Origin of the sequence: Psychrobacter communis (assembly GCF_014836505.1) — a bacterium.
Taxonomy (GTDB): Bacteria; Pseudomonadota; Gammaproteobacteria; order Pseudomonadales; family Moraxellaceae; genus Psychrobacter; species Psychrobacter faecalis.
Genome location: NZ_JACSQR010000014.1, coordinates 41,842 through 56,326, shown reverse-complemented (window position 1 = coordinate 56,326; position 14,485 = coordinate 41,842). Strand labels below are relative to the sequence as shown.

Annotated in this window: 10 protein-coding genes; 2 read left to right on the top strand and 8 right to left on the bottom strand. The window is 44.2% G+C overall.

Going from position 1 to position 14,485, the window contains the following annotated elements; all coding sequences use genetic code 11:
• Nucleotides 1–40 precede the first annotated feature (40 nt).
• Nucleotides 41–1,414: an NAD(P)/FAD-dependent oxidoreductase gene (locus tag H9653_RS06715; RefSeq protein WP_225211645.1), complete on the bottom strand. Its 1,374-nt coding sequence runs from the start codon at nucleotides 1,412–1,414 to the stop codon at nucleotides 41–43.
• Nucleotide 1,415: 1 nt separating this feature from the next.
• On the bottom strand, nucleotides 1,416–2,759 hold the full coding sequence (locus H9653_RS06710; protein WP_068404038.1) for a glutamine synthetase family protein: 1,344 nt from the start codon (nucleotides 2,757–2,759) through the stop codon (nucleotides 1,416–1,418).
• A gap of 511 nt (nucleotides 2,760–3,270) precedes the next feature.
• On the opposite strand from H9653_RS06710, the gene H9653_RS06705 reads away from it, so the two are divergent.
• Both H9653_RS06705 and H9653_RS06700 read left to right on the top strand, forming a co-directional pair.
• On the top strand, nucleotides 3,271–4,011 hold the full coding sequence (locus tag H9653_RS06705) for a gamma-glutamyl-gamma-aminobutyrate hydrolase family protein (RefSeq protein WP_068404036.1): 741 nt from the start codon (nucleotides 3,271–3,273) through the stop codon (nucleotides 4,009–4,011).
• Nucleotides 3,986–4,723, top strand: a complete 738-nt coding sequence (locus H9653_RS06700; protein ID WP_082894245.1) for a cupin domain-containing protein — start codon at nucleotides 3,986–3,988, stop codon at nucleotides 4,721–4,723. Before H9653_RS06705 ends, H9653_RS06700 begins: the two co-directional genes overlap by 26 nt.
• Nucleotides 4,724–4,878: 155 nt before the next feature.
• Here the strand turns inward: H9653_RS06700 and H9653_RS06695 are convergent, their stop codons facing one another.
• From H9653_RS06695 to carB, 6 genes are all read right to left on the bottom strand, one after another.
• Complete coding sequence (locus tag H9653_RS06695) at nucleotides 4,879–6,276, bottom strand: glycosyltransferase (protein WP_191691417.1); 1,398 nt, start codon at nucleotides 6,274–6,276, stop codon at nucleotides 4,879–4,881.
• 170 nt (nucleotides 6,277–6,446) lie between these two features.
• Nucleotides 6,447–7,319 (bottom strand): TIGR03915 family putative DNA repair protein, encoded by an 873-nt coding sequence (locus H9653_RS06690; protein WP_191691405.1) that lies wholly within the window; start codon nucleotides 7,317–7,319, stop codon nucleotides 6,447–6,449.
• An 87-nt stretch (nucleotides 7,320–7,406) separates the two neighbouring features.
• Nucleotides 7,407–8,675: a putative DNA modification/repair radical SAM protein gene (locus H9653_RS06685; RefSeq protein WP_191691403.1), complete on the bottom strand. Its 1,269-nt coding sequence runs from the start codon at nucleotides 8,673–8,675 to the stop codon at nucleotides 7,407–7,409.
• Between the two features lie 230 nt (nucleotides 8,676–8,905).
• A complete protein-coding gene (locus H9653_RS06680) occupies nucleotides 8,906–9,856 on the bottom strand; it encodes a hypothetical protein (protein WP_225211644.1) in 951 nt (316 codons plus the stop codon).
• Between the two features lie 497 nt (nucleotides 9,857–10,353).
• On the bottom strand, nucleotides 10,354–10,830 hold the full coding sequence (gene greA / locus H9653_RS06675; protein ID WP_191691401.1) for a transcription elongation factor GreA: 477 nt from the start codon (nucleotides 10,828–10,830) through the stop codon (nucleotides 10,354–10,356).
• A 375-nt stretch (nucleotides 10,831–11,205) separates the two neighbouring features.
• Nucleotides 11,206–14,460 carry a carbamoyl-phosphate synthase large subunit gene (carB, locus tag H9653_RS06670; protein ID WP_191691398.1) on the bottom strand — a complete coding sequence of 1,085 codons (3,255 nt, stop codon included), beginning with the start codon at nucleotides 14,458–14,460 and terminating at the stop codon, nucleotides 11,206–11,208.
• Nucleotides 14,461–14,485: the final 25 nt, after the last annotated feature.

Sequence of the window (14,485 nt, the reverse complement as noted above, 5' to 3'; positions counted from 1 at the left end):
CATTGTTATGACAGATAATGATGGTTAGATTTTGACGTCGTTACATGCCAGTGGTGTCTTTTAGTGCGTACCACCATGAGCCCATGACAGAATACGGCACGCGTAGGGCGCGGCCACCTGGGAAAGGAATCCAAGGAATCTTGGCAAAGGTATCAAACTCTTTGGTGCGACCATTGATGGCATTAGCTAATATCTGCCCAAATAAATGCGAGCCTGTCACCCCATGACCGCTATAGCCATGAGCGAAATAAACACGGTCATGCAGTTTGCCCATTTGCGGTACGCGAGAAAAAGACAAGGCAAAGTTACCACTCCACGCATAGTCAATTTTGACATCACGTAGCTCTGGGAAAATCTTATTCATATTTGGTCGTATTTTGGCGGTGATATCGGCTGGGTCTTGACCACCGTAGACAGTACCGCCGCCAAATAACATGCGCTTATCCGCTGACAGGCGATAGTAATCAAGGATATAGCGCACATCTTCGACGCAGACGTCGGTTGGTAGCAGCTGGTCTGCTAAATCACCTAAGGGCTCGGTGGCGATAATCTGTGTCGATACCGGCATGACGCGGTCAGTTAATTTAGGTATGACTTTATTGAGATAGGCATTGCCGCACAGCACCGCTTGCTTACAAGTGACGCTACCAAATTCAGTAATAACTTTGATGTGGTCATCGGCATATTCAATATCAACGACTAAAGTGTTTTCATAGATAGTACCGCCAGATTTTTCGATGGCAGCGGCTTCACCAAGCGCGAGGTTTAGCGGATGGATATGACCACCTGAATGGTCAATAATACCGCCCACATAAGCGTCTGTTTTGATATGTTCTTGGATGCCATTTTTGTCGAGCATTTCTCGATCATGCATCCCATGACTTTCCCATAGGGCATGCGTCTCTTGTAAGTCTTTTAACTGACCATTATTTAACGCCGCAAAGATATTTTTCTCTTTAAGATCGCAGTCGATATTATAATCAGCGACAAAGCGCCGAATGATTTTGCCGCCACGGGTCACAAGCTGACCGACGAAATCTGCGTTTTCTTGACCATAAGACTTTTTGATTTTTTGCAGGCTGGCGTTAAGACCGTTGACGATTTGACCGCCATTACGCCCTGATGCGCCCCAACCAATTTGCGCACCTTCTAAAACCACCACTTCGTGATCGGTTTCAATGAGATGCAGCGCCGTTGATAAGCCGCTATAACCGCCACCGACTACACAGATTTCCACTTGAATATCATTTTTTAGCGTCGGTCTGTCGGGCTTAGGATTACGGCTGGCTGCATAATAGCTATCAGGATATTGCCCATTGTCTGAATAATGCGGAATGTTGCGCGTGTTATTCGAAGGCGGATTTTGGTTCATTGCTGCATTGCCATTTAAGTTGCTATTTGAGTTATTTGACATATCAAACATCCTGTAAATAGGTGAGGTATTCAAGGTTGGTCACTTGCTGAGCAAAGCGTTTGGCTTCTTGTTTTTTGACTGCAATTAATAGCTCAATCATCTCGCTTGGAAATAAAGAATCGATGATGTCGCTGCTTTCAAATTTGCGGATAGCGGACAGCCAGTCTAATGGCAAAGTTTTAAGCTCGGCTTCGTTATAAGTGATGCTATTGACCGGCTCTGGCGCTTCAAGCTTGTTTTCGATGCCATAAAGCATGCCTGCCAATACCGCACTACAGACCAGATAAGGGTTGGCATCGGCGCCAGAAACGCGGTGCTCGATACGGCGTGCTTGTGAGTCGCCGCCTGGGATGCGCACAGCAGCGGTGCGGTTTTCATAGCCCCATGACACATTGTTTGGTGCCAGTGTACCTGGGGTAAAGCGGCGATAAGAGTTGACATGGGGGGCAAATAATAAGGTGCAATCCGACATGGTTTTTAATAAACCTGCGACCGCATGACGCAAGATGTCTGACCCTTCTTCTGAGCCATCATCAAAGACATTATTGCCATCTTTATCGAGCAGGCTGCAGTGTACATGAAAGCCGTTGCCGGATTGCAATCCAAAGGGTTTTGCCATAAAAGTAGCCGTTAGCTTGCGGCGTGCTGCGACGGACTTAACTACTTGTTTGAATAAAATGGCATCGTCAGCAGCCTTTAACGGGTCATCGACGTGTAATAAGTTAATTTCAAACTGACCACAGCCGTTCTCAGCTAAAGCGGCATCAACCGGAATATCAAGTTTTTTGCATTGCTCATAAACTTCGTCTAAAAACTCATCAAACTGCAATAAGTCATTGATACTTAAAATAGAAGTCTTATTTAGCCTTAAGCCGCTCTTTGGACGGATAGGCGGTTTTGGGCTTTCACCTTCGGTGTAATCAATCAAATAAAATTCAAGCTCTGTTGCCATGACTGGCGTTAATCCGAGTGCTTTGAATTTTTTACTGACATAATCTAAGACGTGGCGTGCGTCACCGTAATAAGGCTCGTTGTCTTCGGTATAAAGCCAAACGGGCAATAGCGATGAGGGCGCGCTGGTATTGAGGAGCGGATAGGCAGCGCGGCCGGTAGGACGAGCAATGGCATCGATATCGCCATTGCACTGAGAGGATTCGATAACGTCAGCGCCCCAGATGTCGACGCCTAAAATTGATAAAGGTAAGCGTATGGCACCATTTTCTGCTTTTTCCATCTGATTAAAGGGGATGCGCTTACCACGAAGTAAGCCATTAATATCCCCCGCTGCAACATACACATATTCCGTATTATTTGCAGATTCGACCATTCCCTTGGTTGTCGTCATGTCTATTATCCCTATTGATGTTGATTTTTACTCTGATTATAGTTGCGCCGTTTATGGCCGCTGTCATTCATAATTGACAAATCCTGATGGTGAATGACGTTAAATAAAACAGTATTGCTAAATAAAACAGCACTTATAACTGCCGTGGCTGATACCACATGGTTTACTTTACTAAGTATTTCCTTCCTATCATTGCTTGATGTTTTTACTGCAAAATGAATCACTTAGCATTGTTCTTAGCCTTGTTTTTATCGGTAATGACATTGGGGTGTAGAGACGGTAATTCACCTTTTGTCTTACTGATGTCCTTCAATATATGACTGAAATTTATAGTTGTCAAATGATATTTAAAACTATTAAAAAGTAATTAATTATATTCATATTGGTTTTAATTATCTAAAAATGAAGTTTATAGTTTACAATGTCCGAAATTTTGTGTTAGATTTTAATCAAAGAAATCTCGGTATATTGAAGTTTTGAGGCTCAGATATCACATTCAAGGAAGAATAAAATGCAAACTTATCGCCCCATTATTGCCATCGTCTCCTGTCATAAAATGGTCGACGGTCAACCTGCGCAAGCGGTGTACCAAAAATATATCGATGCGGTACATTTTTATGGTGGCAATCCTATCTTGCTGCCCAATACTGCCGCTGAGAGTGAGAACTTCGCGGCTTTGATTGCCATTGCTGACGGTATTTTATTGACGGGCAGTTACAGTAACGTCGCGCCTGCACGTTATGGCGCTTCGCATATTGAAGAAAAGCAGGACTTAGGTCGTGATGAGCTGAGCTTTAAACTGCTTGCTCATGCAGAGAAGGCGGGTACGCCTTTATTGGCAGTATGCCGAGGCTTGCAAGAGATGAATGTCTATTTTGATGGCAGCCTGCATCCAGATTGGCGTGAAGTAGAAGGGTTTTATGAGCCGCATTTGGAAGACAATACCCAGCCGCTTGAGGTGCAATACCAGCCGGTGCATGACGTGATTATTCAGCCTGAGGGGCGACTGGCAGCGTTTGGCGAAAAATGGCACGTCAATTCGTTGCACAAACAAGCCATCAATACAGTAGGTCGAGATTTATTTGTCGAAGCACGTGCACCGGATGGATTGGTAGAAGCCATCAGCTTAATAAAACATCCATTTATGATTGGTGTACAATGGCATCCTGAGTTAAATTATGCACAAGACGATTTGTCAAAATTTCTATTCAAGGAATTTATCCACTATGCCAGCAAAAAACACGGTTCATAATAGTGCAGAAAACGATATTGAAAAACAGGACATTGCGCCTGAAAATGAAATGGACTTACTCGAAGACGAGGCTGAAAAACAAGACGAAGACGATGCTGATGACGTTAACAGCGCTGAAGAAGATGCGTCAGAATCTGAACTCGAAATGGACAGCCAGCCTGAAGAGGATATCGGTAAAAAAATCAATCAACTGCGCCTTGCAAAAGGCTACTCGCAACGCAAGCTGGCAAGGATGGCAGGGGTAACCAATACTTCAATCAGTGCGATTGAGCGTAATAAAGTCAGCCCAGCGGTCAATACACTTAAAGCCATCTTACAGGTGCTAGGGTCTGATTTGACGACTTTTTTCAGTGATGAGTGGAAAGAGCCCAAAGCACGTGTGGTGGTCACACCAAAGGATTTGATAGAGCTTAGCGAGTCAAGCAGTAGAGTGTCGCTCAAACAGGTATATAACTGTAGCACCACCAAAAATCTGGGGTTTTTGATTGAGACCTATCAGCCCAATAGCTCGACCGAAGAAAAAATCGCTCACGAAGGCGAAGAGATTGGCACCGTTATTGAAGGCAAAGTCTTAATTCGTATCGAAGAGACGACTTATTTGTTGAATGAAGGTGACAGTTATGTGATTGATACCATTAAACCGCACACCTTTATCAATCCTACTGATGGCATAACTCGTATCGTAAGCGCGCATACGCCGACGACTTACTAAGTTTATATTAAAGTTCAATTGGCGTTAAAAACTGTTTTGCAAAAGCCTATTATTTATAAAGAGTTTAGAGTTTATTAGCCACTATCTCAAGCACTGTATCTAGCAATAGAAGCAGTGCTTTTTTTCGCTAAAAATAAGGGGTCATAAATAAGCTATTAGGTATTGCTTTGGTCTTGGCTTGCTTTTTGTTTATCGGCTGGTTTTACTGTTTCTATCGTTTGTATTGCCTTAGCATTTTCTACTTTAACGGTTGCAGTATTAGTCTCTGCTTTAGCATCTGTCGTTTTAGTAGAGTCTTTAAACAACCTGACTTTGCTGATTTTATCCGCGGGCTCGATTTTTACATAAGGAGATTCAGGAATAGATTTAGATGCCTTACTAAGGCCTTTCTTAATTTTTTTAACCGCCGCTGCATCCGCCTGCGCTTGTTCTTCTGCAAGCGATTGGTCATATAACCCTTGATAGACAAGTAGGGTTTGTTCAATCATCTCACGCATGGTGAATTTATTGGTCATCTCAGGACGGGTGACACTCTCTAGCTGGTTGCGCACCGCTTTACAGAGCGCTTTGGCGTTGTATTTTTTGACCAATCCTTGCGGATAAAGTGGCTGTAGTATCTCGCTAAAGGCCGCTTGATCCCAGCCAATGACTGGCGTACCTAAGTGAATTGCTTGCAGGGCATTGATGCCAATCGATTCTGGCTCGTTGGCCAACGCCATGACGATATTGGCCGCCGACAGCCATTCGCGCATGTCATTACGTTTGCTGCCGACGTAAGTTATGCGCTCAGACAGTCCAAGCGTATTGCTGCGCTGGCGGAAATCTTCATGCGCCACATCACCTTCGCGGTAATCATCGTCCATAATAATGACGTGAATATTGGGAAATTGTTCTTGCAGATTACCCAAGATATCAATCAGCCATTCTTGCCCATATTCATTGCCAATAATGGTCGGAAAAACCAGCCATTTTTTATGTTCAAGTTCAGGGTATTCGGCGAACGTATGTCGCAGCCAATACACAGAAGGGTTGTGTCGATACGGATAGCGACGGGTATCGACACCGCGGTAGATGCGCTTAATAACTTTAGGTTCTAGCTCCTCACGGCGTAAGCCTTTTTTTAAATAATTGGTGACGCTATCAGAGACCGTGATGATGGTATCGACATCGAGCAGCGCTTGCGAGTACTTATTAATCGGATAAAAACCGTACATGGTCGAGACCAGTTTGGGACGACGCTTGAGGCGGGCGCGGCGCAAGGCCAAATGCAATATCCATGCAGGGGTGCGCGAATGCACATGAATGACATCAGGGTCATATTTCTCAATCAGGCGGCGCAGCGGGGCGACTTGTAGCAGCGACAGCCAAGATTTCTTATTCATATACAGCTGATGGTAAATATCACCATCGCGCTTTAGGCGTTTGACCAAGTCATTTTCTTCATCGGCGCTGGCGATAATGATAGACGTATGGCCATTTTTAACCAAAGCGCGACCCAGATGAAAAATGCCGCGCTCGGATTCATCATGCTTTAAGGACGACAGTAAGCGCATAACTTTCATAATAGCGTCGGTCACCAAATAAGATATCAAGCTGCTATTGTCAGTTAAAAGTGCTGAAAACTCAACTACCAAGATAAAAAGATAAGGTCGGATTTGCTATACTTTTTTTAGCTAAGATTAATCATTTAATGACTGTTAACCTTATTCTCAATCTTAATAAACTAGCGGCGTTTTTGTAGATGCTCAGCATTTGGCAGCACTTGCTTCTCACTGAGATATTTCCAATAGCGCTGCGGCAAATATTGCTTATGCAGCCGCGGATTTTTACGCTCCTTGATATTGACGTTGGTAAAGTAACCTTGCCAAAACTTTTGATAGCGCTGCTCATCTTGACTATGGATACTAGCAGGATTACGCAGTACGGCATCGTCTAGGTCAGTGATGGTTTGCAAGGCAGCAGGGCGCGACGGCGTACTTTTACTTTTATCATAATAAATGCCATAGCCGCGCGCCACATCATAAATCGCCCAATGCTGGTCTTGGTAGCGCTGCCGAAAATGCTCACCAATCAAAGGCAGTACATTAAAATCAGGCTCAACGCGGGCAAAGTAAATGTCATCAGTAGTATGCTCAAAGCGCACAAAGGCTTCCATGCGGTGCTTTTCTCTACCGACAGACTTGACGGTTTGTACCAGATCCAAGACATTCAGGTTACCCAAATCTTCCATAATAGCGCGGCTAGGGTAGTCGATGGCATATTTAACCACCTGAAATAAAGTGGTGCCGATATGGTCTTTTTCTGATAAAAATCCCCACAGAATATTACGCATACCTGAACGACCTAATAATTTATGCAGTTTTGTTAGTACGCGTTCGGCATAGTCTTCATTAATGGTAACGCTGTCTGCCTGAGCGATTAACGAGGGGACATAGCAGTCTTGAGCAATTAACTGTAAGGATTCATCATCTTGTAAGCGATTGGCATAGACATAAAATACCGCACTCAGCCAACCTTCAAAACTTGGCTCATAAAGCACAATACTGGGCGTTAAGTGACCGACAATATAGTCATGACTTTGCATCAGTTGTGACATTTATGTTCCTATTTATAATAGTGGCAATTAAAACCATACTCATTAACACCATACTCATTAACACCATACTAATCAAAACCGTACTCATTAAAACAGCGCCAACTGCCCATTACGTTGATCTTTATATTTGGTTTGTGTTTGTGCCAGTACGTATTGACGAAAGTTGTCGCGCGTTAAATGCGCGAGATGTTCGTTTTTACCCGTCGTAGCGATAAAGTATTTGGCACGATTGACCGCCGCACCCATCTTTTTTAAATGATAAAGCGTCAACTGATTAAACTTGCGTGCTTTTACTATCTTTTTAGCCGTCTTGGTACCGATACCGGGAATACGCACAATCATCTCGTAAGTGGCGGTTTGAATATTAACGGGAAAATGCTCACGATGGCGAATCGCCCACGCCAATTTAGGGTCGCAATCCAAGTCTAGAAATGGCGAGTCTGGCTCAACGATTTCGTGCGCGCCAAAACCATAAAAGCGCATTAGCCAATCGGCTTGATACAGACGGTTTTCACGTATCATCGGCACAGGCGTTCCAATCGCTGGCAAGCGACTATCTGCCAACATCGGCACATAGCCAGAGTAATAGACGCGTTTCAAATCATACTGCTTATAAAAATGACTCGATAGCTGTATGACTTGTAAATCAGTTTCATTACTGGCGCCAACAATCATCTGGCTAGTTTGACCCGCTGGGGTAAATTTTGGTGCTTTTTTATGGGTTTTACGGCTCTCTTTGATGGTGATAATTTCAGTTTTAACCGTTTCCATTGGCGCTTTTAATTCATCATGCGACTTCTCTGGAGCGAGCAAAGCCAGTCCTGATTTGGTTGGAATCTCAATATTGACGCTAAGGCGATCGGCATACAATCCCGCTTCTAGTAGCAATTCTTTTGACGCGCCCGGAATAGTCTTAAGGTGAATATAGCCATTAAAGCGCTCGCGGGTACGCAGTATCTTGGCGACCTCGACCAAGCGCTCCATCGTATAATCGCCACTTTTAAAAATACCTGAGCTGAGAAAAAGCCCTTCGATATAATTACGCCGATAAAACTGCATGGTCAAATCAACGACTTCTTCAACACTAAAAGCAGCGCGCGGCGTGTCATTGCTCTTACGCGAGGTACAATAAGCGCAATCGTAGATGCAGTGATTAGTCAAAAGGATTTTAAGGAGGCTGACGCAGCGACCATCTTCGGTATAGCTGTGGCAAATACCCGTTGCGGAGGCATCACCAAGACCATCGCCTTGGTTTTTGCGCGTACCAGCGGAGGATGAGCACGAAACATCATACTTAGCAGCGTCTGCTAAGATATTGAGCTTACCTTGCAGGCGTTCATAATTGACGGTTGCCATAAGCGCTATTTACCAAATCATTTATAGGTATGTATTTTAGCAAAATTAAGCTTAAGTCATTGTAAAGGTAGGATAATTATATAAACAAGACGACAACTAGTGTCGCTAGAACACTAAAAATATTAACAAGAATAGTTGGTATTCATACTTCTTTAAAATAAAAAAAGCCCCGCGTTTGCAAGGCTTTAAAGTAATTATTTAGTAAAATATGACATTTTATAAGGTCGTCATTACTGAACTTTAGCTCGTATAACGACGGTCTGAGCAGCATTTGGGCTAAGGTCAACCAAGTTCCATTTTAGACCCGAATAATTTTCTTTTACAACCACGGTATTGCCCACTTGTTGGATGGTTTGATAGCTATCGCCGCCAGTGGTGGCAAGCGTTGGTAACGGACTGTTTAGTGACAATAATTGCACGCCATTTGGCAGAGAAACCATGGCATTGATATCGGTAACAGGCTGCGCGGTGGTATTGGTATAAGTGGTGTGATATTCGATGACGTCACCAGGCGCGATATGATTGGCGGGTACGGCCACTTCACGACCATCTTTATTTTTTAATATTTTCATGACTTTGGTTTGAGCATTAACCACACCAGGCGTGCTAAAAGTTGGGGTCAATTGCAGAGTATCTAAAGAGGTAGAAACGATTTGCGTCGTTGCCGGTTGGTTAGTGACGATAGTAGTCGTTGGGGCATTGATGACGGGCAACTGGGTCACCGGCGTCACCGGCAAGACTTCGGTCACGCTGGTCGTTGGAACAGCTATGACGTCAACTCTGCTGGTTTGATTGGTGACTTGGTTGGTCACAGGTACGCTCGTGACCGTGGCATTGCCTTGAGTAACAACAGTATTAACGCCTGAGCGAACCATATAACGAGGCACATTGCTCACTTGTGTACTGTAAAACGGCATGCCATCTTGCATGGTAATGCCATTTGGCGTTGCAGTGATAACCGCTGTTTTGCCGTCTGAGTAACTTTCGACCACTGTGGTACTGCTGCTCACAGATGGTACAACCGTTACTTCAGGTGCGGCATGGGCAGCAGCTAGCGACAGAAAACTACCCGCTAAGACCATTGATATGGCTGTAGGAATAGTGTTTTTTTTAATGAAGGCATGTTTAAGCGCTTTTTTATTCGTAGCCTGAAATGCTGGCGTATTGATTGGCGTGGTCATAATAGATTCCTTTAAAGTAGCAGTAAATAAAGCCGCTAATGAAGTAGCAAAAAAATAAAATTTAAAAAAACAAGGTTGAGAAAAACAACGCTTATATAAGAAAAAACCCTCGTCAAATGAGCATGTAAACCATGTCAAATAACGAGGGCAAAGGTACTTATGATAGCCAACACTTGCTATCATTCCATCATTATTTTAGTCAAATGCTTAGCACTTAATGTGTGAACAATTATGCGCTAAAAAGAATTGAGTAAAAAAGCTGCATTGTGTAACTAATATTTTACTAATAATGACGTTGTGTACTATTTTTTGCATCTATAAGTTGCACTAAAAATATATAGTTGAATACAAATAAATTAGATACGTCGCTATCAAATCGTTCAATGAAAAGTTGTATCGTTTTTATATCTAATTAACTATACCTATCTACAAAAAAAGCTTTTGTTATCGAAAGCTTTTTCTTAAAGGTGATCTATTTATCTACAAAATAAGCAAGATTAATCGTAAATCACTTTCATGATTTCATACTCGACTATGCCTTTGGGCGTTTCGATACGGACTTCGTCGCCTTCAGACTTGCCAATCAAACCACGCGCAATCGGCGAGTTGACTGAGATTTTGCCAGCTTTAAAGTCAGCTTCGTCATCACCAACGATTTTGTATTGTTTTTCTTCTTCGGTATCCATATTTTCAATGACCACACTCACGCCAAATACCACTCGGCCATCATTTGGTAGCGTAGCAGGGTCGATGACCTGTGCAGCGCCAAGCTTGGCTTCGATATCACGTATACGCGCTTCGCAAAAACCTTGTTGTTCGCGAGCGGCATGGTATTCAGCGTTTTCTTTTAAGTCGCCGTGTTCGCGCGCCTCAGCGATGGCCGCTGTAATACGTGGACGGTCGACACTTTTTAACTGTTTTAGTTCGGCTTCTAGCGCCGCATGTCCTTGTGGAGTCATGGGATAACGTTGCATGTTTTTTCCTTAAACCAATAACACCACACCATCTCCTAGTGAATAGTGAGATGGTGTCAGTGTTGTTGCAATGAGTATGTAATATAAAAAGAATGAGGTTGAGGCTGCGTCGTAAGTAACTGCACACTTAGCGATTAACTATCAGTACGGATACACTTACCGAAAAGACGCCTTAACCTTACGTAATAAAAAGCATAGTCGCAGTTCAGCCACTATGCTTTTTAGGTTTATCTTTTAAAAACTTTATTTTTCTAAAGTACAATTTTTTTAAGTACTATAGTCGTATAAAAACCAGACATAATTTTTGCCAACGCTTTTAAATAAACGTCACTATGATGCTTAATCTACTGAAATTATACCACCAAGTCAATAGTACTAAGCGATAGTCTTTGCTTGTTCATGCAAATCTTGTAGCTTATACACATCAAACGGTAGGTCAATCGCATAAGATTTACAAACTGCATCTGCCGCGCCTAATGTCGTGACGTAGAATACTTTACCTTGTAGGGCACTGCGGCGGATAGAGAATGAATCCTCTTGCGCTTGTTTGCCTTCAGTAGTATTGATAATAAGGTCAATTTTGCCATTTTTCAAGGCATCGACGATATGTGGGCGACCTTCGGTGACTTTGTTAATTTGCTTACATTCAATACCGTTTTCCGCCAGTACTTTTTGCGTACCCGTGGTGGCGACGATTTTAAAGCCATAGTCGATAAGCTGGCGAGCGATAGGAGTGACTTGCTCTTTATCGCTATCACGCACCGAGATAAAGACAGTTTTGGTTTCGCCCTCAGTTGGTAGACCTGGCAGGCGCTCATTACTACCGATAACCGCTTTGTAGAATGCTTCGCCAAAGGTTTTACCCACACCCATCACTTCACCAGTTGATTTCATCTCGGGGCTCAAGATTGGGTCAACACCCGGAAATTTAGCAAATGGGAATACCGCTTCTTTGACCGCATAAAATGCTGGGACGATTTCAGTGGTAAAACCTTGATCTTTCAATGACGTACCAGCCATACAGCGCGCCGCGACTTGTGCTAATGACGTACCGATACATTTAGATACGAAAGGTACGGTACGGGCTGCACGTGGGTTCACCTCTAGAATGTAAACCGTTTCGCCTTTTACCGCGAACTGAACGTTCATCAAACCGACGACGCCAAGCTCTTTTGCCATCGCCACGGTTTGCGCGCGCATTTTATCGCAAAGCTCATCTGATAATGAGTAAGGCGGCAATGAGCAAGCCGAGTCACCAGAGTGCACGCCAGCTTGTTCGATATGCTGCATGATACCGCCAATCACCACGTCAGTGCCGTCGCAGACACAGTCAACATCGACTTCGATGGCATCATCTAAGAAGCGGTCAAGGAGTACAGGCGCTTCGTTTGACGCTTGAACAGCCGTACGCAAGTAATGTTTGAGCTCATCTTCATTATAGACGATTTCCATCGCGCGACCACCGAGTACATAAGATGGGCGGACTACTAGTGGGTAGCCAACGTCTTTGGCTTTGACCAAACCATCTTCTAAGCTTGTCGCTAACGCATTGGTTGGTTGCACAAGGTTCAATTGCTGAATCATATGCTGAAAGCGTTCGCGGTCTTCAGCGCGGTCGATCGCATCAGGACTGGTACCGATGATTTTGACGCCAGCAGCTTCAAGCGCACGCGCCAGTTTTAATGGGGTTTGACCGCCAAATTGCACAATCACGCCGTCTGGATTTTCGATACGGACGATTTCAAGTACATCTTCTAAGGTGATTGGCTCAAAATACAGACGGTCTGAGGTGTCATAATCGGTTGAAACCGTTTCAGGGTTACAGTTAACCATGATGGTCTCGTAGCCGTCTTCGCGCATGGCAAGGGCTGCGTGAACACAGCAATAGTCAAACTCGATACCTTGACCGATACGGTTAGGACCACCACCGATAACCATGATTTTCTTGTTATCCGTTGGATTGGCTTCACATTCGCTATCGTACGTTGAGTACATATAAGCGGTGCTGGTGGCAAACTCTGCCGCACAGGTATCGACGCGTTTATAGACAGGATAAACGTTTAAATCCCAACGCTTTTTGCGTAGCTGCTTTTGTGAGACGCCAAGCAGTTTTGCCAAACGTAAATCCGATAAGCCTTTACGCTTAAAGCTACGCAGGTTTTGCTCAGTTAAACCGCCAAAGCCTAGGGCTTTAACTTGTACTTCGGTTTTGACAATGTCTTCAATTTGTACCAAAAACCATGGATCGATTTTGGTTAAATTAAACACTTCATCGACACTCATGCCGATACGGAAAGCATCGGCAATATAATAAATGCGTTCAGGCGTTGGAATGGTTAAGCGATTGTTAATCTCGCTACGGGCTTTTTCAATACTGACTTTTGCTAAGTCGATTTGCTCATCAAAACCATCATTGCCGGTTTCCATGCCGCGCAGGGCTTTTTGCATCGATTCTTGGAAGTTGCGACCGATTGCCATCACTTCACCAACCGATTTCATCTGGGTTGATAACACACTGTCGGCTTGTGGGAATTTCTCAAAGTTAAAGCGAGGTATTTTGGTCACAACATAATCGAGCGCCGGCTCAAAGCTCGCTGGCGTTTTGCCGCCTGTGATGTCATTTTGCAATTCATCTAGGGTATAACCAATCGCCAATTTGGCAGCGATTTTAGCAATCGGGAAGCCGGTTGCTTTTGATGCCAATGCCGATGAGCGTGAGACACGCGGGTTCATCTCGATGACGACCATACGACCCGTGTCAGGGTTGATACCGAACTGGACGTTTGAGCCGCCTGTTTCCACACCGATTTCACGCAGTACGGCTAATGAAGCATTACGCATGATTTGGTATTCTTTGTCGGTCAAAGTTTGTGCTGGGGCGACTGTGATTGAGTCGCCGGTATGCACGCCCATTGGGTCAAAGTTCTCAATCGCACAAATGATGATGCAGTTGTCGTTTTTATCACGAACCACTTCCATCTCATATTCTTTCCAGCCGATTAGTGACTCATCAATAAGCAATTGATGGTTCGGTGATAAGTCAAAACCGCGCTCACAAATCTCGATAAATTCGTCACGATTGTACGCAATACCGCCGCCTGAACCGCCCATGGTAAATGACGGACGAATGATGCACGGATAGCCCATTTTTTCTTGGGTTGCAAAGGCTTCTTCCATGGTCTCAGCGGTTTCAGCGCGCGGGCACTCAAGGCCGATACGCTTCATGGCTTTATCAAATAAGTTGCGGTCTTCTGCCATCTCGATTGAGTCTTTGGTCGCGCCAATCAATTCACAGTTGTATTTGGTCAAGACGCCATGTTTGTCTAGGTCTAAAGCACAGTTTAGCGCTGTCTGTCCGCCCATCGTTGGCAGGATAGCATCCGGACGCTCTTTAGCAATGATTTGCTCAACCGTCTGCCAGGTAATCGGCTCGATATAAGTCGCATCAGCCATGACAGGGTCGGTCATGATGGTTGCAGGGTTTGAGTTGACCAAGATGACGCGGTAGCCTTCTTCTTTTAGCGCTTTACAAGCCTGCGCGCCTGAGTAGTCAAACTCACATGCTTGGCCGATGACGATGGGGCCTGCGCCAATGATAAGAATGCTTTTTATGTCGGTACGTTTTGGCATAGTTAGGGCTACCTTCGTTTGGGTG

Coding starts and splice junctions, on each gene's coding strand:
- greA (WP_191691401.1), bottom strand. CDS start 10,830: ATGCAACGTTATCCCATGACTCCACAAGGACATGCGGCGCTAGAAGCC.
- H9653_RS06715 (WP_225211645.1), bottom strand. CDS start 1,414: ATGTCAAATAACTCAAATAGCAACTTAAATGGCAATGCAGCAATGAAC.
- H9653_RS06705 (WP_068404036.1), top strand. CDS start 3,271: ATGCAAACTTATCGCCCCATTATTGCCATCGTCTCCTGTCATAAAATG.
- carB (WP_191691398.1), bottom strand. CDS start 14,460: ATGCCAAAACGTACCGACATAAAAAGCATTCTTATCATTGGCGCAGGC.
- H9653_RS06700 (WP_082894245.1), top strand. CDS start 3,986: ATGCCAGCAAAAAACACGGTTCATAATAGTGCAGAAAACGATATTGAA.
- H9653_RS06690 (WP_191691405.1), bottom strand. CDS start 7,319: ATGTCACAACTGATGCAAAGTCATGACTATATTGTCGGTCACTTAACG.
- H9653_RS06710 (WP_068404038.1), bottom strand. CDS start 2,759: ATGACGACAACCAAGGGAATGGTCGAATCTGCAAATAATACGGAATAT.
- H9653_RS06695 (WP_191691417.1), bottom strand. CDS start 6,276: ATGCGCTTACTGTCGTCCTTAAAGCATGATGAATCCGAGCGCGGCATT.
- H9653_RS06680 (WP_225211644.1), bottom strand. CDS start 9,856: ATGACCACGCCAATCAATACGCCAGCATTTCAGGCTACGAATAAAAAA.
- H9653_RS06685 (WP_191691403.1), bottom strand. CDS start 8,675: ATGGCAACCGTCAATTATGAACGCCTGCAAGGTAAGCTCAATATCTTA.